At 58.1% G+C, this 25,684-nt stretch carries 18 protein-coding genes and 1 pseudogene; 4 read left to right on the top strand and 15 right to left on the bottom strand.

The genetic code is table 11. The features are described 5' to 3' along the window. Nucleotides 1–66: 66 nt before the first annotated feature. Nucleotides 67–1,263 carry an MFS transporter gene (locus ABLU67_RS11700; protein ID WP_025106609.1) on the top strand — a complete coding sequence of 399 codons (1,197 nt, stop codon included), beginning with the start codon at nucleotides 67–69 and terminating at the stop codon, nucleotides 1,261–1,263. Nucleotides 1,264–1,400: 137 nt separating this feature from the next. On the opposite strand, the gene guaA is transcribed toward ABLU67_RS11700, so the two are convergent. Together guaA and guaB are read right to left on the bottom strand one after the other, a co-directional pair. Further along, entirely contained in the window at nucleotides 1,401–2,978 is a 1,578-nt protein-coding gene (gene guaA, locus ABLU67_RS11695; protein ID WP_200914030.1) for a glutamine-hydrolyzing GMP synthase, read from the bottom strand. A 68-nt stretch (nucleotides 2,979–3,046) separates the two neighbouring features. Further along, nucleotides 3,047–4,513, bottom strand: a complete 1,467-nt coding sequence (gene guaB / locus ABLU67_RS11690) for an IMP dehydrogenase (protein ID WP_014230355.1) — start codon at nucleotides 4,511–4,513, stop codon at nucleotides 3,047–3,049. Between the two features lie 158 nt (nucleotides 4,514–4,671). On the opposite strand from guaB, the pseudogene xseA reads away from it, so the two are divergent. The 3 genes and pseudogenes from xseA to ABLU67_RS11675 all read left to right on the top strand — a co-directional run. Beyond that, nucleotides 4,672–6,055 (top strand): annotated as a pseudogene (gene xseA / locus ABLU67_RS11685) (exodeoxyribonuclease VII large subunit); the annotation flags it as partial. A 71-nt stretch (nucleotides 6,056–6,126) separates the two neighbouring features. Then, nucleotides 6,127–7,155 (top strand): M4 family metallopeptidase, encoded by a 1,029-nt coding sequence (locus ABLU67_RS11680; RefSeq protein ID WP_224293067.1) that lies wholly within the window; start codon nucleotides 6,127–6,129, stop codon nucleotides 7,153–7,155. Beyond that, nucleotides 7,152–7,496, top strand: a complete 345-nt coding sequence (locus tag ABLU67_RS11675; RefSeq protein WP_064375076.1) for a protealysin inhibitor emfourin — start codon at nucleotides 7,152–7,154, stop codon at nucleotides 7,494–7,496. Before ABLU67_RS11680 ends, ABLU67_RS11675 begins: the two co-directional genes overlap by 4 nt. Here the strand turns inward: ABLU67_RS11675 and ABLU67_RS11670 are convergent. From ABLU67_RS11670 to ABLU67_RS11610, 13 genes are all read right to left on the bottom strand, one after another. After that, a complete protein-coding gene (locus tag ABLU67_RS11670; RefSeq protein ID WP_004853184.1) occupies nucleotides 7,493–7,708 on the bottom strand; it encodes a zinc ribbon domain-containing protein in 216 nt (71 codons plus the stop codon). The two genes, ABLU67_RS11675 and ABLU67_RS11670, sit on opposite strands and share 4 nt — an antisense overlap. A 119-nt stretch (nucleotides 7,709–7,827) precedes the next feature. Continuing rightward, complete coding sequence (locus ABLU67_RS11665) at nucleotides 7,828–8,220, bottom strand: cell envelope integrity TolA C-terminal domain-containing protein (protein WP_048260601.1); 393 nt, start codon at nucleotides 8,218–8,220, stop codon at nucleotides 7,828–7,830. Between the two features lie 58 nt (nucleotides 8,221–8,278). After that, nucleotides 8,279–8,656, bottom strand: a complete 378-nt coding sequence (locus ABLU67_RS11660) for a TonB family protein (protein WP_025106606.1) — start codon at nucleotides 8,654–8,656, stop codon at nucleotides 8,279–8,281. A 158-nt stretch (nucleotides 8,657–8,814) separates the two neighbouring features. Continuing rightward, the gene (gene der, locus ABLU67_RS11655; protein WP_014230361.1) at nucleotides 8,815–10,293 is read right to left on the bottom strand and encodes a ribosome biogenesis GTPase Der; all 1,479 of its coding nucleotides are present in this window, start codon (nucleotides 10,291–10,293) and stop codon (nucleotides 8,815–8,817) included. Between the two features lie 115 nt (nucleotides 10,294–10,408). Beyond that, nucleotides 10,409–11,587, bottom strand: a complete 1,179-nt coding sequence (gene bamB / locus ABLU67_RS11650) for an outer membrane protein assembly factor BamB (RefSeq protein WP_004104478.1) — start codon at nucleotides 11,585–11,587, stop codon at nucleotides 10,409–10,411. 10 nt (nucleotides 11,588–11,597) lie between these two features. Then, on the bottom strand, nucleotides 11,598–12,218 hold the full coding sequence (locus ABLU67_RS11645; protein WP_025106605.1) for a YfgM family protein: 621 nt from the start codon (nucleotides 12,216–12,218) through the stop codon (nucleotides 11,598–11,600). Nucleotides 12,219–12,252: 34 nt separating this feature from the next. Next, nucleotides 12,253–13,527, bottom strand: a complete 1,275-nt coding sequence (hisS, locus tag ABLU67_RS11640; RefSeq protein ID WP_025106604.1) for a histidine--tRNA ligase — start codon at nucleotides 13,525–13,527, stop codon at nucleotides 12,253–12,255. Between the two features lie 91 nt (nucleotides 13,528–13,618). Beyond that, on the bottom strand, nucleotides 13,619–14,740 hold the full coding sequence (gene ispG, locus ABLU67_RS11635) for a flavodoxin-dependent (E)-4-hydroxy-3-methylbut-2-enyl-diphosphate synthase (protein ID WP_004104485.1): 1,122 nt from the start codon (nucleotides 14,738–14,740) through the stop codon (nucleotides 13,619–13,621). A 26-nt stretch (nucleotides 14,741–14,766) separates the two neighbouring features. Next, nucleotides 14,767–15,738, bottom strand: coding sequence for a cytoskeleton protein RodZ (rodZ, locus tag ABLU67_RS11630; RefSeq protein ID WP_025106603.1), 972 nt, complete (start codon nucleotides 15,736–15,738; stop codon nucleotides 14,767–14,769). Nucleotides 15,739–16,015: 277 nt separating this feature from the next. Beyond that, nucleotides 16,016–17,182, bottom strand: coding sequence for a bifunctional tRNA (adenosine(37)-C2)-methyltransferase TrmG/ribosomal RNA large subunit methyltransferase RlmN (locus ABLU67_RS11625; protein WP_004123586.1), 1,167 nt, complete (start codon nucleotides 17,180–17,182; stop codon nucleotides 16,016–16,018). A 413-nt stretch (nucleotides 17,183–17,595) separates the two neighbouring features. Next, the gene (gene ndk / locus ABLU67_RS11620; protein WP_004114414.1) at nucleotides 17,596–18,027 is read right to left on the bottom strand and encodes a nucleoside-diphosphate kinase; all 432 of its coding nucleotides are present in this window, start codon (nucleotides 18,025–18,027) and stop codon (nucleotides 17,596–17,598) included. Nucleotides 18,028–18,197: 170 nt separating this feature from the next. Then, nucleotides 18,198–20,522: a peptidoglycan glycosyltransferase PbpC gene (gene pbpC, locus ABLU67_RS11615; RefSeq protein WP_064375079.1), complete on the bottom strand. Its 2,325-nt coding sequence runs from the start codon at nucleotides 20,520–20,522 to the stop codon at nucleotides 18,198–18,200. After that, on the bottom strand, nucleotides 20,523–25,469 hold the full coding sequence (locus tag ABLU67_RS11610; RefSeq protein WP_049101695.1) for an alpha-2-macroglobulin: 4,947 nt from the start codon (nucleotides 25,467–25,469) through the stop codon (nucleotides 20,523–20,525). Between the last annotated feature and the right edge of the window lie 215 nt (nucleotides 25,470–25,684).

The following is a 25,684-nucleotide window of genomic DNA, read 5'->3' as shown; positions in this document are numbered from 1 at the left end:
ACCGGCCTGCCTCCACAATAGCGTGCAGGGTATGCTGCCGACAACAGCGTAACAAAATGGACGATCATGAAAACATCTGCAAAACCACTCTCCGCGCCGGGCGCTGTCACGCTTGCCGCCGGGTGCAACCAGCTAATAAACTGGGGAATCTCATTTTATATGCCCGGCACTTTCGCCAGAGCTATTGCTCAGGAGACCGGCTGGGCCGCAACGGAAATCTACTTTGGCCTGACTATCGCCATGCTGATGATGGCGATGCTCTCCCCGTTTGTCGCCCGGCTACTGGCCCGCTTTGGGGGCCAACGGGTGGTGGTCACGGGTACGCTAATGATTTCAGCGGGCTGCCTGGTAATGGCTTACGTCCAGAGTCTGCCGGGCTGGTTCGCCGCCTGGGTTCTGACCGGCGCCGGGATGCGTCTGGCGCTCTACGACGCGCTGTTCGCCGCGCTGGTGAATATCTATGGGCAAAGCGCCAGATTAACTATCTCGCGCGTGACGCTGGCCGGCGGCCTGGCTTCGGCTCTGTTCTGGCCGCTCGGCGCCGGGTTGTTGACGCAGATGGACTGGCGGCATGCGCTGCTGATTTATGCCCTGTTTGGCCTGCTTAGCGCGATGCTGCTGTGGAAAATGCCAAATCACAGACTGCCGTCACCGAAACGGATAATGCAACGCCAGCGGCTCTCCCACCGCGATAAACGCCCTGCCCTCCTGTACGCGTCGCTGATTGCGCTGGTAACCTTTGTTTCCAACGGTACCTCGACGCATCTCCCCGAGTATATCGCCAGCGTCGGGCTTCCTGTCGCGGTGGGAATGCTGTGGGGGATTGGGCAAACCGGCGCGCGCTTTCTCGAAGTGGCATCCGGTTCTGTCCTTACGCCGTTGCGGCTAACGATACTGACCACCCTGTTGATGCCGCTCTGCTTTGCGCTCGGCCTGAGCGGGCCATATCTGTCGTGGGCGGCCGGCGGATTTGTGCTGGGTTACGGCGCGATCAACGGCCTGACGACCGTATTTAAAGCTACTCTGCCGCTGCAGCTTTTTGCCGCCGAGGATTATGCCCGACGAACCGGTATTCTGTTGATTCCCGCGCAGTTGCTGGCCGCCGCCTCGCCGTTTGCCTACGCGTGGCTGAATGATCATCTCGGGATAAGGGGCAGTTTAGCGGTTTCCGCCGCGCTGGCCCTGGTGGTGGCAGCTCTGGCGATGGCCATTGCATGGTGTCAGCGGGAGAATACGCCAGCGGCGATTGAAGAACGGGGTTGACAGTAGAAACCCGGTGTATCGGTATTCATCGTCTCAGGGAATGCCGTAATTCGGCGATCTTGTTAAGAAAAATGCCATTAATGACGTCAATCATTAATGGCATTATTTTTTTATTCAATTAACGCAAAGAATAAAGTTTATTCCCACTCAATAGTCGCCGGCGGCTTACCGCTGATGTCGTACACCACGCGGGAAATACCGTTGACTTCATTGATGATACGGTTGGATACGCGGCCGAGGAAATCGTACGGCAGATGCGCCCAGTGAGCGGTCATAAAGTCGATGGTTTCAACCGCACGCAGGGAAACGACCCAGTCGTACTTACGGCCATCGCCCATGACGCCGACGGAACGGACCGGCAGGAACACGGTGAACGCCTGGCTCACTTTGTTGTACAGGTCGGCTTTGTGCAGCTCTTCAATGAAGATTGCGTCCGCGCGGCGCAGCAGGTCGCAGTACTCTTTCTTCACTTCGCCCAGCACGCGCACGCCCAGACCCGGCCCCGGGAACGGGTGGCGGTACAGCATATCGTACGGCAGACCCAGTTCGAGGCCAATCTTACGCACTTCATCTTTGAACAGCTCGCGCAGCGGTTCAACGAGGCCCATCTTCATCTCTTTCGGCAGGCCGCCCACGTTGTGGTGAGATTTGATGACGTGCGCTTTACCGGTTGCGGAAGCAGCGGACTCGATGACGTCAGGGTAGATGGTCCCTTGCGCCAGCCATTTCACGTCTTCCAGCTTCAGCGCTTCTTCGTCAAACACTTCAACGAACACGCGGCCGATGATTTTACGCTTCGCTTCCGGATCGTTTTCGCCCGCCAGCGCAGCCAGGAAACGCGCCTCGCCTTCGACGTGAACGATGTTCAGGCCGAAGCGATCGCCAAACATATCCATAACCTGCTGGGCTTCATTCAGACGCAGCAGACCGTTATCCACAAAGACGCAGGTCAGGTTTTTACCGATGGCGCGGTGCAGCAGCATGGCGGTCACGGAGGAATCCACGCCGCCGGACAGGCCGAGGATCACTTTATCGTCGCCAACCTGCTGACGAATGCGCTCGATGGCATCGTCGATAATTTTAGCCGGGGTCCACAGCGCTTCACACTGGCAGATATCGCGTACGAAACGCTCCAGCATGCGCAGACCCTGACGGGTGTGGGTGACTTCCGGGTGGAACTGTACGCCGTAGAAGCGCTTCTCTTCGTTAGCCATAATGGCGAACGGGCAGGTTTCGGTGCTGGCAACGGTGACGAAGTCAGACGGGATGGCGGTGACTTTGTCGCCGTGGCTCATCCAGACGTCCAGCATCGGCTTACCATCCGCGCTCAGCGCATCTTCGATACCGTGAATCAGGGCGCTATTGGTCTGCACTTCAACCTGCGCATAGCCAAACTCACGTTCATTAGAGGCTTCAACGTGGCCACCCAGCTGCATCGCCATGGTCTGCATGCCGTAGCATACGCCGAATACCGGCACGCCGGCTTCAAAGACATACTGCGGCGCGCGCGGGCTGTTATCTTCGGTGGTGCTTTCCGGACCGCCGGAAAGAATAATGCCGTTAGGATTAAACTCACGAATTTGAGCTTCAGTCACGTCCCATGCCCACAGTTCACAGTAGACACCTAATTCACGAACGCGACGCGCAACCAGCTGGGTGTACTGAGAACCGAAGTCCAGGATAAGAATACGATGTTTATGAATGTTATCCGTCATTGACGATAATTCCGAGGCAAGTGATACAGGTTAAATAAATCGCCCGGCGCGTGGCCGGGCGATGAAAATCAGGAGCCCATGCGGTAGTTCGGGGATTCCTTGGTGATAGTCACGTCGTGAACGTGGCTCTCCTGGATACCCGCGCCGCTGATGCGCACGAATTCCGCTTTGGTCCGCAGGGTGTCGATGGTACCACAACCGGTCAGGCCCATACAGGAGCGCAGGCCGCCCATCTGCTGGTGAATGATCTCTTTCAGGCGGCCTTTATAGGCGACGCGGCCTTCGATACCTTCCGGTACCAGTTTGTCGGCGGCGTTATCGGTCTGGAAGTAGCGATCGGAGGAACCTTTAGACATCGCGCCAAGGGAACCCATACCACGGTAAGATTTGTACGAACGGCCCTGATAGAGTTCGATTTCACCCGGGGACTCTTCGGTACCGGCCAGCATTGAGCCAACCATGACGGCGGCTGCGCCTGCGGCAATCGCTTTCGCGATATCGCCGGAGAAACGAATACCGCCGTCGGCGATAACCGGGATACCGGTGCCTTCCAGCGCTTCAACCGCGTCAGAAACGGCGGTGATCTGCGGAACGCCCACGCCGGTCACGATACGAGTCGTACAGATGGAGCCAGGACCGATACCCACTTTCACCGCGCTGCAGCCGGCTTCCGCCAGCGCACGTGCGCCCGCGCCGGTCGCCACGTTGCCGCCGATGATTTGCAGGTCAGGATATTTCGCACGGGTATCGCGGATACGCTGCAATACGCCTTCAGAGTGGCCGTGAGAGGAGTCGATCAGCAGAATATCTACGCCCGCGGCAACCAGCGCATCCACGCGCTCTTCGTTACCGGCGCCCGCACCCACCGCCGCACCGACGCGCAGGCGACCCTGCTCATCTTTACAGGCGTTTGGTTTACGCTCCGCTTTCTGGAAATCTTTAACAGTGATCATGCCGAGAAGATGGAAGCTGTCATCAACAACCAGCGCTTTCTCAACGCGTTTTTCATGCATTTTGGCAAAAACCACTTCGCGGCTTTCGCCTTCGCGAACGGTCACCAGACGCTCTTTCGGCGTCATATAAACGCTCACCGGCTGATTCAGGTCGGTGACGAAACGCACGTCGCGACCGGTGATGATGCCGACCAGCTCGTTGTCTTCGGTCACCACCGGATAGCCAGCAAAACCGTTGCGTTCAGTCAGCTCTTTCACTTCGCGCAGAGTGGTGGTCGGCAGGACGGTCTGCGGGTCGGTAACCACGCCGGACTCATGCTTCTTCACGCGCTTAACTTCTTCCGCCTGGCGTTCGATGGACATGTTTTTATGAATAAAGCCGATGCCGCCTTCCTGTGCCAGGGCAATTGCCAGACGCGCTTCCGTCACGGTATCCATTGCAGCAGAGAGCATTGGAATATTCAGACGAATGGTTTTCGTCAGCTGAGTGCTGAGATCGGCGGTATTTGGCAGAACGGTTGAATGAGCGGGAACGAGGAGGACGTCGTCAAACGTCAGGGCTTCTTTAGCGATACGTAGCATGGGCAATATCTCGACCAGGGTGGATAAATATTGCCGTGGCATTATACAGAGCGTAACCGATTGCATCTACCCTTTTTTGCAAATAATACTTGCGATCCCCTCCCAGCAGGTTACTATCGACTGAATAACCTGCTGATTTAGAATTTGATCTTGCTCACATGTTGCCATCTCAATCCCCCTCAATTTACACGGTTAGCCGCCTCAATCAGTCGGTTCGACTGCTGCTCGAACGTGAAATGGGTCAGGTATGGATCAGCGGCGAGATTTCCAATTTCAGCCAGCCCTCTTCCGGCCACTGGTACTTCACCCTAAAAGACGATAACGCCCAGGTGCGCTGCGCGATGTTCCGCAACAGCAACCGCCGCGTGACGTTCCGTCCGCAGCACGGGCAGCAGGTGCTGGTCCGCGCCAATATCACGCTGTACGAGCCGCGCGGCGATTATCAGATCATCGTGGAAAGCATGCAGCCTGCGGGCGAAGGTCTGCTTCAGCAGAAGTATGAACAGCTCAAGACCGCGCTGGCGGCGGAAGGCTTGTTCGATCAGCAGCATAAAAAAACGCTCCCCTCTCCCGCGCACTGCGTCGGCGTCATCACCTCTAAAACCGGTGCTGCGCTGCACGATATTTTACACGTGCTCAAGCGCCGCGATCCTTCCCTGCCGGTGATTATTTACCCGACCGCCGTCCAGGGGGAAGATGCGCCGGGGCAGATCGTTCGCGCGATTGAGCTGGCCAACGCGCGCCAGGAGTGCGACGTGCTGATTGTCGGGCGCGGCGGCGGTTCGCTGGAAGATTTATGGAGCTTTAACGATGAGCGAGTGGCGCGGGCGATTTTTGCCAGCCCTATTGCCATCGTCAGCGCCGTAGGCCATGAGACTGACGTCACTATCGCCGATTTTGTCGCCGACCTGCGCGCCCCTACGCCTTCCGCGGCGGCGGAAATGGTCAGCCGCAACCAGCAGGAGCTGCTGCGCCAGCTCCAGTCCGGGCAGCAGCGCCTTGAAATGGCGATGGACTACTTCCTTGCCAACCGCCATCGTCGCTTTACCCAGGTTTTTCACCGCCTGCAGCAGCAGCATCCTCAGCTGCGGCTGGCCCGTCAGCAAACGGAGCTTGAAAGATTGCGTCAGCGCATGCGTTTCGCTCTTGAGACGCAAATAAAGCGCGCCGACCAGCGCCAGCAGCGCGCCGCGCAGCGCCTGAATCAACAAAACCCACAGCCGCGAATTCACCGCGCCCAGAGCCGTATTCAACAGCTGGAATACCGGCTGGCGGAAAACATCCGCGCGCGTCTTGGCGAGCAACGTGAACGCTTCGGTAATATGGTCACGCACCTGGAAGCCGTCAGCCCGCTGGCGACGCTGGCCCGCGGCTATAGCGTCACTTCCGCCAGCGACGGCAAGGTGCTGAAACAAACGAAACAGGTGCGCGAGGGAGACGTTCTCACTACCCGTCTGAACGATGGCTGGGTAGAGAGCGAAGTGAAGAACATCACGCCGGTGAAGAAAACCCGTTCCCGCAAAAAAGCCGGATAAGCCTGCCATTTCGACCGAGGATAACTATACTGCTGTCATGCCCTTTTTAAACGGTTCTATCCGGCTAAGGAGCGTGATATGCCAGATGCTTATCCTCGTTATGTGATTCCGCCCTACATTTTACGCCGCATTGTCGATCGCGGTTCCCTTCAGCAGCAGCGCTGCGCGCAGAATACCCTCAGCCACGTTCAGACCCTGATGGCGCACGTTCCGGGGCGTCCTGCCGCGCCCCACGTCACCACGCCGGGCCTGCTTGAACGCGATATTTATGATGCCGGGCAGACCCAGGATCTACCGGGTACTCAGGTCCGTTTTGAGGGACAGCCCTCCAACGGCGACGTTGCCGTTGATGAAGCCTATGACTATCTCGGCATCACCCATGATTTTTTCTGGAAGAGCTACCAGCGCGATTCGCTGGATAACCGCGGATTGAAGCTCACCGGCAGCGTCCACTATGGTCACGAATATCAAAACGCATTCTGGAACGGCCAACAAATGGTGTTTGGCGACGGGGATGGCGAGATTTTTAATCGTTTTACTATCGCCATTGACGTGGTGGCGCACGAACTAAGCCACGGCGTGACGGAGAGCGAAGCCGGTCTGATCTATTTCGAACAATCCGGCGCGCTGAACGAATCGCTTTCGGATGTTTTCGGTTCGCTGGTCAAACAGTATCAGCGCCAGCAGACGGCAGACAAAGCGGACTGGATCATTGGCGAGGGGCTACTCGCGAAAGGCATCCACGGCAAAGGTCTGCGCTCAATGTCGCAGCCGGGTACCGCATACGATGACCCTGTCCTTGGCAAAGATCCGCAACCCGCCCATATGAAAGATTTTGTTCATACCCAGCAGGATAACGGCGGCGTGCATATCAACTCCGGCATTCCTAATCACGCCTTTTATCTCGCCGCCAGCGCCCTCGGCGGTTTTGCATGGGAGAAAGCGGGATACGCCTGGTACGACGCGGTGTGCGATCAATCTCTGGCGAAAGACGCCGATTTCTCAGCCTTTGCCAGACTGACGATTCACCACGGCGAGAAACGCTCTGGCAAAGAGACCGCAGAGGCGATTACTCAGGCCTGGGTGCGGGTCGGAGTGGTGCTATGAAGCTTGCCGATCTTAGCGATGACGCGGTGATTGAGCTGGCACGCGAGGGTGGCGTTGCCTGGATCCCGGCGCTCAGCGGGATGCGTAAGATCGTCGTGGCGAAGCTCAACGAGCAACAGAAGCAGCGGATCGCGACGATTCTCCAACAGTCGCTACCGCTGGGCAAGCCGCCGGGCCAGCCCGACTCGCCTGGACGGGGCGACCAGCGTTTTTTTCGCATCCAGATCGTCAGCGAGCAGCACTACCACAGCCTGATTATTCTCATTCCGGAGGATCGTGCGCCAGATTCACTGGTTGAACTCTGGCGCGACGGCGAAGGCTGCGTCAGCGATAAAGATTAAATCGGCACAAACTCGACGCGTTTTTTCGAAATCAGCCCGTGGCCATTCTGGCAAAAATAATCCACCGCGCCGCAGGCTTTTAACACCTCCAGCGGCTTGTGGCAGTCCGGGCAGCGGGCTTCGACAACATACTCTTTCGCACAACGCTCGCAGCGGGCGCTATTGCCCTGCACAGCAAGCTGCGCATGGCACACGGGGCAATCAAATTCCATGGTGACTCCTGACGAGGGGTATATCGCTTTATTTTATCACGGTTGCACAATCTGTGGCTGCTGCCAGTCATTATCCTCCAGCAGGTTATTCGCCCCCAGGCGGTCCGCCGCCTTTAATTTTATTCACCCTGCATACTGAATCGGGACTGAGCAAAAGCATCATAGACCTGCTTATCGGTAAACGGCGGAAAAGTGGCCCGTTTAGCGGCATCAACCAGCGCGGCACAATAGGCTTTATGACCTTCACTCGTTGTCACGCTATTCAGTTTCCCCTCATCGCTAAATCTCAGATGTATTCTGCATTTTTTCCCCGTCCAGCCGTAGCGATTGGATAACCGGGAATCAATAGACTCTTTTATCGCTCTCGCCTGTTTGCCATATTTATCGTCATCGCTGAAGCGTCCGGAGCTACAGCTCCCAAGCGCTGATGTTTTATGGCAGTCAGAAGGATGAAACGGCGTACAGCTGCTGGCTAAAATAACCAAACCGACCATCACTATTGTTTTTTTCATATCCCTGCCCCCATCGTTTGACACGATTCTCCCTACGCTCATTTACCTGCGTTCTACTTTAGCGAAAAGGAACGCCGCTGCTTTGAATACTGCCGGGCTGGTTTGGCGCTGGCACCTCTACGCAAGGCGGCCCCGGCTTGAAATGAATGGTAATGATGTTATTGCTGGAAGGCTTCCCTTTGATGTATCGCCATTTTTCCATTGCGGCCCTGACTTCATTATCAAACATTCCGGAAGGATCTGAGCTTAATAACCGAACGTGAGTCACCCTCCCATTCTCATCAACGTCAAATTGCGCTTTAACCTGACCCGGTATCCCTTTTTTTTCGGCTTTCGCGGGATAAGCAGGCTTAACGCGCGGTTCAATCGGTTGTGATTCAGCGGCACAGGCTATGGGAATAAGAAACAGCATCAGGAGAGTTAAAAGGCTTTTCATTCTGACCTCATTGTCACAAAAATATTTATCCTCCCTGGTTTTTCTCACATTTATAACCCGGCCTCAAGCGAGTTTATTATTATTCTGCGCATGTACAATGGCGATAATAAAAAAGCCCGGCGGATGCGGGCTTTAGGTTTTTGATGCTGGCGGATAGCTTATTTGCTTTTCTTGATGTGCTTAATCAAGCGCTTACGCTTACGCATCTGGTTCGGCGTCAGGGTATTGCGTTTGTTGGCAAACGGGTTTTCCCCTTCCTTGAACTGAATACGAATCGGCGTGCCCATCACTTCCAGCGATTTACGGAAGTAGTTCATCAGGTAGCGTTTATAAGAATCCGGCAGATCTTTAACCTGGTTACCGTGAATAACCACGATCGGCGGGTTATAACCACCGGCGTGGGCATATTTCAGCTTCACGCGACGGCCGCGCACCAGCGGCGGCTGATGGTCTTCAGCAGCCATGGTCATGATGCGGGTCAGCATAGCGGTACCCACGCGACGGGTTGCGCTGTCGTACGCCTCGCGCACGGATTCAAACAGATTGCCTACGCCGCTGCCGTGCAGCGCGGAGATAAAGTGCACGCGGGCAAAGTCGATAAAGCCCAGACGGAAGTCCAGGGTCTCTTTCACCTGCTCTTTTACTTCCTGGCTCAGGCCGTCCCATTTATTGACGACAATCACCAGCGAACGACCGCTGTTGAGGATAAAGCCCAGCAGGGAGAGATCCTGATCGGAAATCCCTTCGCGCGCATCAATCACCAGCAGCACCACGTTGGCGTCTTCAATCGCCTGCAGCGTTTTGATCACCGAGAATTTTTCGACGACATCGGTAATTTTTCCGCGCTTGCGCACGCCTGCGGTATCGATAAGGACGTATTCACGCTCATCGCGCTGCATCGGGATGTAGATGCTGTCGCGAGTGGTTCCCGGCATATCGTAAACCACCACACGATCTTCACCCAGGATACGGTTGGTGAGCGTTGATTTACCCACGTTCGGGCGGCCCACAATCGCCAGCTTAATCGGCAGATCCTGCGGGTTAAAATCATCTTCCGGCTCTTCAAGCGCTTCGCCGTTCTGCTCGGCTTCGAACTGCGCCCAGTATGCCGCGTCTTCGTCCACTTCTTCCGGCGGGTTCACTTCGTCAACCCACGGCAGCAGCACGTGCTCGAGCAGGCTGGTGACGCCGCGGCCATGGGAAGCGGCGATAGGATAAATCTCGCCTAACCCCAGCGACCAAAAATCGGCAATCGCCTGATCGGCATCGATACCGTCAGTTTTGTTTGCCACCAGGAAAGTCGGTTTCTCACGGGAGCGCAGATGTTTCGCAATTGCCGAATCCGCCGGCATCAGGCCCGCACGCGCATCGACCATAAACAGCACCACGTCCGCTTCTTCAATCGCCAGCAGCGACTGTTCCGCCATTCGCGTTTCTACGCCATCTTCGGTACCGTCGATCCCGCCGGTATCGATACAGATAAATTCGCGGCCTTCCACTTCAGCACGACCGTACTTACGGTCACGAGTCAGCCCCGGGAAATCCGCGACCAACGCATCGCGAGTGCGCGTTAAGCGGTTAAAGAGCGTGGATTTTCCAACGTTAGGGCGCCCGACAAGCGCGACCACAGGTATCATGTTAAATGCCTCATACAAAAATCGATACAACGCCCGTTTTCACGGCGTTTTTAAAAAAGCCAAAACGGCCCCTGTCTGCCAGGGGCCGTTTCTCAAAAATAGACTACCGCTGTTGTTAACGCGTAATCGCGTACAGCGTGCCGTCTTTCGCCTGAATCAGTAGTTTGCCGTCAGCAACAACCGGATCGGTCAGGAAGCCTGAGCTGTCCACCTTCTGCTGAGCCACAAAGTGACCATCTTCAGGGTTGACCCAGTGCATATAGCCTTCGCTATCGCCAACAACCAGATTGCCATTATACAGCACAGGCGCCGTCAGCAGACGGTGCAGCAGATCGCTTTGCGTCCACAGCGTCACGCCGCCGTCGGTGGTGAGCGCCAGCAGACGGTCATTCTGGTCAACCAGGTAAATACGGTTGCCGTCGACAATGAAATCGTTCACTGAACCCAGCTCGCGTTTCCACATAATCTGGCCGCTGCGCAGATCCAGCGCCGTCAGGTTGCCGTTGTAGGCCAGCGCGTAAATCACGCCGTTCACGATAACCGGCGTCGTGTCGACGTCGTTAAGACGGTCGATTTCCGTCGGACCGGTCGCGGTAGAGATACGCTGCTGCCAAATCATCTGGCCCTGCTGCATCAGCACCGCGCTGACGCGACCGTTGTCGCCGCCTACAATAGCTGCGCCGTAGGCGGTAGCCGGAGCGGATTCGCCGCGCAGGGAGAGCGCTGGCATATCAAGGTTAACGGTCCATTTCACCGCGCCATCGGCTTCGTTCAGCGCCTGAAGCTGACCGTTAGTGGTATGAATCAGCACCATACCGTCGCTGACGACCGGACGAGAAATCGCTTCACCCGCCACGCTCGCTTCCCACGCGACGGTGCCGTCGCTGGTGTTCAGCGCATAAACTTTCGCTTTTTCGCTACCGATATAAACGTGGCCGCCGGAGACGGTCACGCCGCCGGAGAGCAGCGCAGGCGCGCGGGAGAACCAGCCGTCTTTCTCTGCCAGATTAACCGACCACACCTCTTTGCCGTCGCCTGAATTAAGGGCTTTAACGGTACCTTTACGATCGGCGGCATACACGACGCCATCAGCAAAAGCCGGGTGCAGGTTAGAGTAGAATTCGCCAATACCGCCGCCAACGGAGGTGCTCCAGGAGGTGGACGGCGTAAACTGGTTTTCCACCGTCGGCAGTGGCGACATTTTCACCACATCTTCTTCGCTGTTAAACAGCGAACAGCCGCTCAATAAGGTAACGGAAAGCAGCCCTGGCAGAAGTAATTTACGCAATTGCATCGAGTCCCTCTCAGATGGACAAATTATTTATTTTCATACGCATCATTTCGCTGAGCGCCGGTGAGGCATCGCTTTTCGCGCCCGCTTCCCATGCTGCTTTCGCCCCTTGCTTATCGCCTTTGCTCAGCAGGATCTCGCCGCGCAGGTCAGCGACAATCGCGGTCCAGCCTTCGCCTTTCACGGCATCCAGGGTTTTCAGCGCGGCATCAGGCTGCTTAAGCTGCAGCTGGACGCGAGCAAGACGCATATTGATAACCGATTTCAGGTTATCATCAGAAGCGGCCGTAAGCCCCTGCTGAAGCTGCTTTTCAGCGTTCTGCAGGTCGTTTTTCTCAACAAACTGCTGCGCCAGCTCAAGAGAAGCAAACGCACCATAGGTGTTTTTGCTGTCGGCGGCAAATTTCTGCGCAGCGTTCAGCGCTTCTGGTTTATCCGATTTGAGGGCGGAAATCGCATTTTCATAAGCCAGAGACGAGCCTCTGGCGGTATCCAACTGATGGGAGGTCCAGTAGCGCCAGCCAACCAGCGCGCCAACACCCAAAATCACCCCAACGGCCAGCGCCTTGCCATTTTCAGCAAAGAAACGCTTCAGCGCGTCGACCTGATCGTTTTCGTTATTGTAAAGTTCCACGCAGTCCTTCTCCTGACTAATGATTCCCGGGAGATTAACCCAGAAGTGTGCGCAAATGCGCGGCAACGCTATCCTGCGTTACGGTAGTTTGCTCTCCTGAGCGTAAATCTTTCACTACCACGTTTCCGTCAGCGATTTCTGACTCGCCCAGCACCAGCGCAACGCGAGCGCCCCATTTATCAGCGCGCGCAAACTGCTTCTTAAAGTTGCCGCCGCCGTGGTTGGTCATCAGCTTAACGCCGGGTAACGCATCGCGTACCTGTTCAGCCAGACGCATTGCTGCGGACTGGGTGTCAGTTCCGGAGGCTACCAGGTATATATCGACAACAGGATCGGCTTTAAATTCCGGATTCACTGCCTGAACCAGTAAAACAAGACGTTCCAGCCCCATCGCAAAGCCGACGCCAGGGGTTGCGCGACCGCCAAGCTGCTCAACCAGACCATCGTAACGGCCACCGGCGCAGACGGTGCCCTGGGAACCGAGGCTGGTGGTGACCCACTCAAACACGGTGCGGTTGTAATAGTCGAGACCGCGCACCAGACGCTGATTCACGGTATAGCGGATACCGGCATCATCCAGCAGCGCGCAAAGTCCCGCAAAATGCGCTTTGGACTCTTCATCAAGATAGTCGCCCAGCGTCGGGGCGTCGTTCAGCAGCGCCTGGACGTCCGGGTTTTTAGAATCCAGCACGCGCAGCGGGTTAGTGTACATGCGGCGTTTGCAATCTTCGTCCAGCTTATCTTTATACTGCTCAAGATAGGCCACCAGCGCGTCGCGATAGTTAGCGCGAGCCTCCAGCGAACCGATAGAGTTCAGCTCCAGCGCAACGTGGCTGGAGATGCCCAGCTCGCGCCACCAGCGGGCGGTCAGCATAATCAGCTCGGCATCAATATCCGGCCCCTGCAGGCCGAACGCTTCCGCGCCAATCTGGTGGAACTGGCGATAACGCCCTTTTTGCGGACGTTCGTGGCGGAACATCGGCCCGATATACCACAGGCGCTGTTCTTGATTGTACAGGAGACCATGTTCGATGCCGGCGCGTACGCAGCCAGCGGTACCCTCCGGACGCAGAGTCAGGCTATCGCCGTTACGGTCCTCAAAGGTGTACATCTCTTTTTCAACCACGTCGGTCACTTCGCCGATAGCGCGTTTGAATAACGGGGTCTGCTCTACAATCGGCAAACGGATTTCGCTGTAACCGTAGCTACCAAGCACCTGCTTCAGTGAGCCTTCAATGCGCTGCCAGAGAGCGGTTTCGCCCGGCAGATAATCGTTCATGCCACGGATGGCTTGAATGTTCTTTGCCACGTTTATTCTCTTTATATATACAAAAATGAACCCCGGCGCCTCGCGCCCGCAGGTTCAATCATACACGGGAAGCGTATCGCTTCCCAACACGTTATTTCGCTTCAACCTGCTGAATATCGATGCGACGCGCCTCATCAAGCATCGATGCTTTAGCGCGAATACGCGCTTCCAGCTGATCGATCATATCGTCGTTATCCAGTCTGTCTTTACGTACGCCGTCTTCGTACAGGCCGCTTTTCTTGTTGCCGCCGGTCACGCCGAGGGTGGAAACCAGCGCCTCGCCGGGACCGTTTACCACGCAGCCAATGATCGAAATATCCATCGGCGTAATGATATCTTCCAGCCGCTGCTCCAGCGCGTTAACGGTACCGATAACGTCAAACTCCTGACGTGAACATGTCGGGCAGGCAATGAAGTTGATCCCGCGAGAGCGAATGCGCAGCGACTTGAGAATATCGAAGCCCACTTTGATCTCTTCAACCGGATCCGCCGCCAGGGAGACGCGCAGCGTATCGCCGATCCCTTCAGACAGCAGCAGGCCGAGGCCGATCGCGGACTTCACCGCGCCGCTGCGCGCCCCGCCCGCTTCGGTGATCCCGAGGTGCAGAGGCTGATCGATCTGTTTCGCCAGCAGGCGGTAGGATTCAACCGCCAGGAACACATCGGAAGCTTTCACGCTGACTTTAAACTGATCGAAGTTAAGACGATCGAGGTGATCGACATGGCGCATTGCCGATTCCAGCAGCGCCTGCGGGGTGGGTTCACCGTATTTTTCCTGGAGATCTTTTTCCAGAGAACCGGCATTCACCCCGATACGGATAGGGATGTTTTTATCGCGAGCGCAGTCCACCACCATGCGGATACGCTCTTCGTTGCCGATATTGCCCGGGTTAATGCGCAGGCAATCAACGCCGTATTCCGCTACCTTCAGGGCAATGCGGTAATCGAAGTGGATATCGGCAACCAGCGGTACGCTAACCTGCTGTTTGATAAGCTTGAACGCTTCCGCCGCATCCATCGTTGGTACCGAAACGCGCACGATATCCGCGCCAACGCGCTCAAGGGCTTTAATTTGATTTACCGTCGCCGCCACATCGGTGGTGCGCGTGTTTGTCATCGACTGTACGGCGATGGGAGCGCCATCGCCAATCGGCACATTCCCAACGTAAATTCGCTTTGATTTTCTACGTTGAATCGGAGCCTGGTTATGCATGAAAAATCTCCCGCGTTACCCGTCTGTTACTGCGCCGGTGATTGTTCGGCATTGAGGGTCAGACGTGCAACCTGGTTAGTTCTGATAAAACGACTCAAATCGACTGGTTTACCCAGATACTGTATCTGTACCGCCGCCGGGGCACCGATTTTCAGCTTATAAGGCGCCTGGCCGCTCAGATTGAGGTTACCGCCTTTACGCTGTAAACCGCTGAACAGCTTTTTACCGGTCGCATCGCTCACTTCCAGCCAGCAGTCGGCGGTAAAATTCAGCACCAGATCCTGGGCGGAGGCCGCCGCAGCGGTCACGTTTGCCTGGTCGGTCGGTAACGGCGAAGTTGCCGGCGCTGCCGCCGTATCGACGTTGGCCTGAGAAGGCGCGACAACGGCGTTATTCTCGGCCGGAGCCGGGGCCGGAGTCGACGCCGCTGGCGCCGGAGACGTTTCTACAGGCGCGCTGTTGGCGGCGGTATCCGGTGCAGAATTCGCCGATTGATTATCCAGAGGGATGCTTTGGCTGTTGCTATCGCCCGCATTCAGTTCGGCGGAGGATTGATCGGCCATCGTGGAGATCTCGTCCTGCTGCGCTTTGTGGTCCTGCCACCACCAGGCGCCGCTGAGGCCAATCACCACGAACAGCACCAGCCAGGTAAAGCTCATTAGCCAGCCGTCGCGCTTTTTACGGCGTTTACCCAGCGAGAAGCTCTGCATGGGGGCAACTTTCGCCGCCCGGATCGGAGCCTGCTTGGCCATCATCGGCAGCAGCTCTTCTTCAGGAATGTGCACAAGGCGGGCATAAGAGCGGATATAGCCGCGCAGGAAGGTTGAAGCAAGATCGGCGGGTGCCTTATCGTCTTCAATATCACGAACCGTGGAAACCTTCAGGCATAAGCGTTCAGCCACCGCCTGCTGGCTGAGCCCGAGTTGTTCGCGGGCATTACGCAGACGCGCGCCCGTGGTGTTTGCTTCTTGATGGTCTTGAGTGGCTTCAGTATTCATTCGCTACAACTACTGGTACGTGAAATTTAAAATTCAGCGCCGGTGACCCCGCGCCGCGAGACATCTGCTCAACGTCAGACAAACAGTATAAGTCCGTATGACCTGGTATCACAGAGACTTATCAATATTGAATGCTAAGCGGTTGTTGTACCGCTACATACTGCCTCAAAGTCGACAAAAACGCACCGTAATTATTAACCACAACAGCGTATTTCGCCCGGCGATTCCACATAAATATGCAGCGCACCGCCAGGGCTGTGCGCTGCATCATTGATTATCAGACCGCCTTCACGTCGATGGCTTCGCCCTGCATACGTTTACGCAGCGTACGCTTGGTACGGTCGATAACGTCGCCGGCCAGCTGACCGCAGGCGGCATCAATATCGTCGCCGCGGGTTTTACGCACGATCGTGGTGAAACCATACTCCATTAACACCTTGGAGAAACGGTCGATACGGCTGTTGGAGCTACGGCCATACGGCGCGCCCGGGAAGGGGTTCCATGGGATCAGGTTGATCTTGCACGGCGTATCTTTCAGCAGCGCGGCCAGCTCGTGCGCATGCTCGGTGCCGTCGTTGACGTGATCCAGCATGACGTATTCGATAGTGACGCGTCCCTGGTTGGCGTTGGACTTCGAAATATAGCCACGCACCGAGTTCAGGAAGGTCTCAATATTGTATTTCTTGTTGATCGGCACGATTTCATCACGAATGGTATCGTTCGGCGCGTGCAGAGAGATGGCCAGCGCGACGTCAATCATATCGCCAAGCTTATCGAGCGCCGGCACCACGCCGGAAGTGGAGAGCGTGACGCGACGTTTAGAGAGACCAAAGCCGAAGTCGTCGAGCATGATCTCCATGGCCGGCACCACGTTAGTCAGGTTCAGCAGCGGCTCGCCCATCCCCATCATCACCACGTTGGTAATCGGACGTACGCCGGTGGTCTTCACCGCGCCGACGATTTTCGCCGCGCGCCAGACCTGGCCGATAATTTCCGAAACCCGCAGGTTGCGGTTAAAGCCCTGCTGGGCCGTAGAGCAGAATTTACACTCCAGCGCGCAGCCCACCTGGGAAGAAACGCACAGGGTGGCGCGATCGTCTTCCGGGATATACACGGTTTCGACGCGCTGATCGCCAACGGCAATCGCCCACTTAATGGTACCGTCGCTGGAGCGCTGCTCTTCAACGACTTCCGGGGCGCGAATCTCCGCGACTTCCTTTAATTTGCCGCGCAGAACTTTGTTGATATCGGTCATCTCATCAAAGTTATCGCAGCAGTAGTGATACATCCATTTCATCACCTGATCGGCGCGGAAAGGCTTTTCGCCCATGTTTTTGAAAAACTCGCGCAGCTGCTGACGATTCAAATCCAGCAGGTTGATTTTGGCATCTTTGTTCGGCACCGTCAGAGCGGCGCTATCAGGTGTGACTATTTGTTCAGACATAATTGATTCCGGCCTCGTTATTACACGTTATGGCCCCTGGAGGGTTGAAAAAAGAAACGCCCCGGGAGCGACTGCTCATCCGGGGCGCTGTATTCTACAAATTCTGGTCCATCAATACCACGTTTGCACGCAGCAATGATGAAAAAATCTGTAACTGCCTGGCAGATCCTCTAAGGATTTTCGATTGTCGCAAGGCGGTAAGCAAGCGAAGCCCCGGGAGCAAAGATAAGCGACCGGGGTGAACGCGCGCAGCCAACACCGCGATAGTCGAAAAGACGACGAGGATGGGTATCTCCAAAGTATTTTACGTCACGGCGAGGCGGCGAATTCGCAAATCCCGGGAGCATAGATAACTATGTGACCGGGGTGCGCGAATGAAGCCAACAAAGCGGTGGCGTGAAAGACGCGGGAGATTAGCGGGTGCGCGGACAAACCTCGCCTTCAGCAAAGAAAAACGCGATCTCGCGCGCAGCGGATTCAACGGAATCGGAACCGTGGGTGCCGTTCTCGGTGAAGCTGTCAGCGTAGTCTGCGCGCAGGGTACCCGCCAGCGCGTTCGCCGGGTTGGTTGCGCCCAGCAGGTCACGATGACGCTGAACCGCATTTTCGCCTTCCAGCACGGAAACCACGATCGGGCCGGAAGTCATGAATTCAACCAGACCGTCAAAGAACGGGCGACCTTCGTGCTCAGCATAGAAGCCGCGAGCCTGCTCAACGGTCAGATGCAGCATTTTGGTGCCAACAATTTTGAACCCTGCAGCTTCAAAGCGAGAAAAGATGCCGCCAATAACGTTTTTTGCCACCGCGTTTGGTTTGATGATGGAAAAAGTACGTTCAATAGCCATGATAACCTCTTTATATATGTTGTTCTGTTTTGCAGATGAGCAGATGAGACCGATAAATACGGCGCGAATTATAATCATCATCTAAGGCGATTGCCTATGTGTTTAGGTAACATTTTTTTAAAAAAAAGCGACCTTAAACAACAAATCCCGCCAATTAAGGCACGTTACGTTTATTGCACGGTGAAGTTCGCGGCAACAATTTGCCCCGCCTCGTCCATCACCACCAGCTGATAACGGTCAGGGCGATCGATGTTAAGGGTCGCGCTGGCGCCTTCCGCCGACAGAGGCTCACCGTTAAGAAACCACCAGCGGCGCCCTTCCCCGCCGGTCGTTTGCAGCGGCAGCATCACCTTTTGCTCGCCGGGCAGCCGTTTAACCACCGCGCCTTCACGAAGACCGGAGAGCACCAGCGGAGCGGCATCAGCGGTTTGCACCGGCGGACACGCCGCCGAAACCGCAGGCAGCCTGACGCGACGCCGTTCGCCTGCGGGTAGCCAGGGTTCAAGCGGCAGCGGCCAGACGTCGAGGCTTTTCTCTACCGCGCCGGGGCAATCTGCCGCCACCCGCAGCCCTTTCTCATTCAGCCACACCGGGAAGCGAATCCCGCGGATACCTTCCTGGCCGGGCAGCAGCAGGGTCGGCGGCTGGCTCTCATCGAGCAGCCAGGTGGCCAGCCGTCGGCGGCAGTTCGCGTCGCCCGCGGGTAAATTCTGCCCGCCGGGCCAGCAAACCGTCCCGGCGCTGACCGACGACGGGCGAGGGTCGGCAGGCAATCCGCCGCGGCTCATCGCCGGGCGCGCCAGCAGCATATTATTCACCTGGTTCAGCAGCGGCACCGCGCTGGCGAAGCCAAACTGCCCGACGACCGGCGTGCCGTCGGGTCGCCCGGTCCAGATACCTATCAGATAGCGGGCGTTCACGCCGATCGCCCAGGCATCGCGGTAGCCGTAGCTGGTTCCGGTTTTCCACGCCAGCGGCACCACCTGCACCAGCGACGCATCGGGCACCGGCTGCGCTTCGCCGGCCAGTATGCGCCGCACGATCCACGCGGCGCCCGGCGACAGCAGCGGCCTCTCAACCAGCGGTGAGTCTGGCGTGATGCGCAATTGTCCCGCCTTACCATGGCGGGCAAACGCGCTGTACGCCGCCACGATATCCGCCAGACGCGCGCCGCCTCCGCCGAGGATCAGCGACAGATTCGGCTCCGCGCCGGCGGGCAGCATCAGCGGCAATCCGGCATTGCGTAGCCTGGCGGCAAAACGCTTCGGCCCGTAGGCCTCCAGCACCTGCACTGCCGGAAGGTTCAGCGAGCGAACCAGCGCGTCGCTGGCGCTCACCGGCCCGTGAAAACCGCTGTCAAAATTCCCCGGCCGGTAGTCGCTAAACCGTCGCGGCACATCCTGTAACAACGAAGCCGGATGGATCAGCCCCTCATCCAGCGCCATACCATAAACAAACGGTTTCAGAACCGAGCCCGGGGAGCGGATCGCCGAGACCATATCAATATGACCAAAGCGGCTATCATCGTTGATATCCACCGACCCTACCCAACCGCGCACCTTCATATTGGTATGGTCAACTACAATCATCGCTAAAGAGCTGCGCGGCGGCAGGCGCGATTTCCAGTTCAGCGCCAGGTCTTCCAGCTGCCGCTGCAGTCCGGCATCCAGCGTCGTTACCACCTTCTCTGCGCGGCTGCTCGCCAGCGCGCGGCGGGCAAAAAGCGGCGCCAGCTGCGGCATCTGCCGCGGAAAGAGCCAGACGGGCTCTTCGATAGCTTCTCGTACCGGCTGCGCCGGCCACACGCCCTGATTTTCCATCCGCAGCAGCACTTTATCGCGCGCCGCCTGCGCTCGCTCCGGCCAGCGATCCGGACGCAGCCTGCTCGGCGCCTGCGGCAGTACCGCCAGCAGCGCCGCTTCGCCATAGCTAAGCTGCGCGGGCGGTTTACCGAGATAGGCCCAGCTGGCTGCGCCGATCCCCTGCAGCGTACCGCCGAACGGCGCCCGGTTGAGGTAGAGCGTGAGGATCTCGCTTTTTGACAGATGCCACTCCAGCTGCAGCGCGCGCCATAGCTGACGCAGCTTGCCGCCGAAGGTTCGGGGATGCGGATCGAGCAGGCGCGCCACCTGCATGGTCAGGGTGCTGCCCCCGGAGATCACCCGCCCGGAAGTGAGATCCTGCCAGGCAGCGCGAACGATCGAGAACGGATTAACGCCGGGGTGATCCCAGAACCAGCGATCTTCATACTGGATCAGCGCCTGTAAATAGCGCGGCGAAACGTCAGCCAGGGTCACCGGATAGCGCCAGACGCCCTGCGCGTCGGCGAAACGCCACAGCGGCGTCCCGTCTTCCGCCACCACCACTCGGGCAGGCGTCACCTCGCGCAGCGGCAGCGGCCACAGGCGATCGGCGGCCAGCAGCAGCAGCCACAGCAAAAAAATAAACGCCGCCAGCCAGCGCCAGCGGCGTTTAATGCGCTTCAGTGCCCGCATTTAGGGTACAACGGTGAGCGGTCCGCTGGCCGCGCCGGTTGCCCGCCACTGCGGCACGTACATTGACTCGACCTGCGGCTGCGGTACCTGATAGGTGCCCGGCGTCACCGCGCGCGCCAGATAAACCAGCGTCACCGGCTGGCCTTCATTGATAGCCACCGCGGCGACGAAGCGATCGTCGCGAAACTCAATGTGCTGAATATCGGCCTGCTGCATCTGGTTAAGCAGATTCTGCACCACCTCGCCGTTCTCCTGCAGGCTGGCGCTGCTGTTGGCCAGATTCTGGTTTTCCAGCTCCAGCCCCGCCGGGAGTAAATCCACCACCAGCGCGTCCGGGACGTTACGCTTAGCCGTCACTTCCAGCTTCACCAGCACCAGTTCGCCGCTGCGCAGCGAAGAGAGCGATTTCTGCTGGCCCTGGGTATCGAAAATTTGCCGTTCAATGCCAAGCACGTTGCCCCCCGGCTGCGGCGCGTTCTGCGGATAGCCGCTGCTGTCGAGACGGAGCCACAGCGGCTGCTGGCCGGTATTGGTCACCTGCAAGGCCGCCAGCTGGTCGCCGGTCAGGTTGCGGGTTTGCGCTTTCTCGCCGGAGAGCGGTTCGGCCTGCACGGAGGTTTGCGCCTGCCAGCTGCCGGGGAGATCCTGCAGCGTACGCCCGGCCAGGAACAGGGCGTTACTCTCCTGCGTCGAGAGCCAGCGCTGGCCGTAGGCTTCGTCCGCCAGATGGCTGAGCAGCGTATTTTGCGCTTCCGGCAGCAGTTTGTTCTCCTCCAGCAGCGCCAGCTTCAGCGCATCGTCGCGCAGCTCGCTGCCGTAATCGCCGAGCCAGCGATTCGCGTCCTGCCGCGGCGTCGTCAGCGCCAGCTTCAGGGCTTCGTCGCCGCGCGGCGCATCGCCCATCAATTTCAGGGCCACGCCCAGCTGCAGCAGCGGCAGACCGGAACGCGCCTGGTCGTGACGGCTCCAGATTTCGCGCAGCGCGCCGAGCGGCGCTTTCTGCTGCCGGGCCAGTACCAGCGCGGCGTAGGCCTGAGCGGCAAAGCGGCTGGCCTGGGCATCATCGCTATAGCGGACGGTCATCAGCCCCGGCTCCTGTAAATAACGCAGCAGGCGCTGGTTGCCGTTATTGACGGCGTTCGTTGGTACGCTGTAGCCCTGCTCGCCCGCCCGGACGAGGAAGTCCATCGCGTAGGCGCTCAACCAGTACTCCTCCGGCCCTTCTTTATCCCACAGGGCGAAACCGCCATCATCGCGCTGCATCTGCAGCAGACGAGAAATGCCGATATCCACCGCCGCGCGTCGCTTTTCATCGCTATCGCCGCCGATCCCCAGGGCTTTAAGCTGGGCGGCGTTGGTATAGAGCGACGGGAACAGCCCGCTGGTGGTCTGCTCCAGGCAGCCGTAAGGATAGGCCTTCAGGTCGCGTATATAGCGCGCCAGGTTCAGCGGCGGCTTACCGCTGAACACCAGCTGCCCCTGCAACGTGGCCGGCGAGAAGCCCTCGCTTTGCGCCGCCGGAGCCTGCCAGCTTTCACCCGGCTGGAGGACAGCGCCGGAATTCACGGTTTGCGCCGGGAAAGCCGGACGCACGCCCAGCTGCCACTGCTTCTGCATCGGCGCGAAGGTTTCACCCGGCAGGTTCAGGCCGCTGATGGTGGCATTCACCTGACCATCGCCAAAGCCTTGCTGCGCGCGAACCGGCACAAACAGGGTGCTGCGCGCGCCGGGAGCCAGATGCACCGGCGGTATTTCTCCCCCTTCAAGCTGCAGCAGACCGCTGGCGGCCAGCGCAACGTTGAGGGTCTGCGGCTTATCGGTCAGATTGCTGAGATCCAGCGCCAGGCGAGTGGTATCTCCGCTGGCGAGGAAGCGCGGCATATTCAGCTCGGCAATAACCGGCGCCGCCACGATCGTTTTTCCTTCGCTGCTGCCAAAATCCTCTGCGCTCCACGCCTGGGCCATAACCCGCAGTTCGCCGTTAAAGTCGCCAATCGGCAAAGTCACCGTCCCTTCGCCTTTCTCATCCAGCACCACCGGCTGCGCCTGCTGAGCGATAATCGTCACGTGATTAACCGGCGGTTTGCCGCCGCGTTTGAGTTCATCACCGTCGCCGCCGAAGCGCAGGCTGGCGAGTCTCCCCTGCCCTTCGATCACCTGACCATAGATATCGTAAATATCGGCGCCGTAGCGTTTCTGGCCAAAGAAGGCGTTCCACGGATCCGGCGTTGCATAGTCGGTGATATTGAGTACGCCGCTATCGACGGCGGAGAGCAGCACGTTAACCTGTTTCGGCGTCTCGCCTTCTTTGACGCTGGCCTTAACGTTGACCTTCAGCGGCTGGTTGGGGCGCATTTTATCCGGCGCTTCCAGCGTCAGGTTCAGACGGCGATTTTCATCGCCAAGCGGCAGATGCAGCAGACCCACCGCCCGTTTTGGCGTCGCGGACTGGGATTTATCCCCCGGACGAATCACCAGGGTGCTGAGGTAGAGGTCGTGACGATTCCACGCTTTATCCACCGGGATCGATAGCTCCATCCCTTCCGCCGGGACGTCAATCTCCTGCCACCACAGCGGCCCTTCGCTTGATTCCACCAGCGCGTAGCCTTTACCGGCTGCCGGAGCGGCGATATGCAGCTTGATCGTATCGCCCGGTTTATAGGCCGGTTTGTCCAGCTTCATGGTGACGCGATCCGGACGCGCCGCCCCCTGGCCATCGCTGTTATCCTGCCAGCTGTATCCGGCCCAGAAGCGCGCGCTGCTGACCGCATCATCCGGCCCTTTAACTTCCAGGCGATAAGAACCCCACTCGACCGGGAAGCTCACTTTCGCCGTTTGTCCGGCTGAAATATCCAGCGACTCCTCGCCTTCCTGAAGATCTTTTTGATCGAACTGCGACTGCCAGCCTTCGCTCTCGGACCAGTTCCAGTAGTAGTCGCGGCGTTCGCGAATCAACCGAACCTGCAGCCCGGAGACCGCTTTCTTCTCACCTTTGGCGTCGGCATACACAATCTCAAACGCGGCGGTGCCGTTTTCATCCACCACCGGCTGCTTGATAGTGCTGTCGGTGCGATAGTCGTAAACCTCTTTCAGGGCAAATTCCGGTCGGATACCCGGCAGCGTTTCGGCCGGCCAGATCGGCTGCCTGACGGTGCGCGTGACCGGTCTGCCGCCGGACTCCAGCAGGCTGGCCTGCAGGATCACCTGCAGCGGCGAGCGGCTCTCCTGCCACTGGCTGGCGGCGGTGACTTCCGCATGTCCGCGATCGTCCAGGGTGGTCTGCACTTCATCCAGGCTGCGGGAAAGGTTCTCTTCGGCAATGTCGCCAAACTGGAAGCCCGGCAGCGCAGGCACCGCATCGCGCAGCGGACGCAGGAACAGTTTACCCTGCAGCGAGTTGCCGCTGGCCGGCGCGCCGTACAGATACGCCCCGCTCACGGCAAAGCTGACATCCGCAGCCGGCGAAACCGGGGCATTTTGCGCCGTGAGATTCAGCGCCATGCGCTCAGGCATAAAATCTTCAACGTGAAAATCCCACTCGCGCGGCTGGTTGTCGCCGGTGCTGGCGCGAATGTGCCACATCCCGGTCGCCGCGCCGCTATCGAGCGGATAAGTCAACTGATACAGGCCGTTAACCGGTTTGCTGACCGTCGAACGAATAACCTGGCCATCCGGCTGCACGACTTCCAGCTTCACCGGCTGCTCGGGGAGCGGTTTACCGTCACTATCGCGCAGTAGCGCGTTGAGAATAACCGTTTCGCCCGGACGATAGAGATCCCGTGGGCCAAACATAAATAGCTGCTTGCTGAAGCCCGGCGCGCCGGCGATGGAAAATTCAGCCAGGTCCAGCGCCGGAAGTTTGAGATCCAGCAGAGTGGTTTGCCCGTCCTTACGCGCCAGCAGCAGCGCCGCTTCTTTGTCCGTTTGCAGCGTCACGTGCCCCTGAGCGTCGCTCTTCGCCTGCGCCAGGGTTTGCCCTTTGGCGTTCAGCAGCTGCACATCGATACCGGACTGCGCCGCGCCGTTCTCCAGGCTCTGGGTAAAGACATCCAGCCGGTTGTGGTAGCGGTGCGCGGATACGCCGATATCGCTGAGGGTGAACAGCGTCGCGGCGTTGCTATAGCTGTAGCGGCCCGCCTGGTTCATCACCGCGATATAGACGCCCGGCTCCTGCAACGGCTTGATATCCGCCAGCGGCAGCAGCAGTTTTTCGCGCGTATTGCGCGCCGGGTTAAGGTCAAAACGGCCGGTGTAGACCAGATCGGCCATCTTCAGCAGCTCGTCCGACTCCCAGTTGCTCAGGGAATTGCGGTATTCCCATTGGCTGACGAAGGCGGAGAGCGATTCAGGTTTGATGCGGAAAAAATTGACGTCGATGTTATCGACATTCAGCGCCATCACCGGCAGTCCGGCCACCACTTTCCCCGGCAGCAGCGAGCCGCGGCTGGCAAAGCCGATGCTCGGGGCGATATCGCGGGTGGTAATGGTTTTTTCAACGCTGCTGTCTAAGGTCGCTTTATTCAGCGCGGTCAGGGTGGGGTCGAGCGAAACGATCAGCTCGCGTTTTGGCTCAAGATGACGTAGACGCAGCTCTTTAAGGTTGGGCGCCAGCTCCCATGCTCCATCGACTTTGCCGCTTTTTTTGTCGACCAGATGCACGCTGCGGGAGAAATCCTGATCCGGCTGCAGAGGAATAGAGAAGGTCAACACCAGCGTCGCCGCGCCGTCGAGCTGAACTTCAGAAGCATCCAGCAGCGTTAACGCTTTGCCTTTGCTTTTTTCAGCCAGCGCCGCCAGCTGGGCGCTGTCCGGCTTCGCGGGCGCGCTATCTGCCGCCGCGGATGGCGCCGACGCGACCGCCTGCGGTTTGCCGCTGTCGTCACAGGCGGTCAACGATAGTGCGGTAAGTAGCGCCAGAGATAGCGCCGCCAAACGAAATGGTTTCATCCTTCTAACCCCTCGGCCCGCAGGCCAGATAATTTCAGTGAACACATTATTATGCGTTAGCGGCAGAATTACCAATAGCGCGCTAGCAAGCAATATTGGTAGGGATCACGGATAGCTGGAGTGGATTAATTTAACGGATATACCGCGCTACGATTTTTCTTATATCAACTTTTAATATCCTCAGCTATCGATACTTTTTATTCTGAAATCCCACT

It is taken from the genome of Klebsiella sp. GN_Kp190 (assembly GCF_040061795.1).
Classification (GTDB): Bacteria; Pseudomonadota; Gammaproteobacteria; order Enterobacterales; family Enterobacteriaceae; genus Klebsiella; species Klebsiella michiganensis.
Note: the sequence above shows the minus strand (reverse complement) of the source record. Positions and strands in the feature narration are given on the sequence as shown.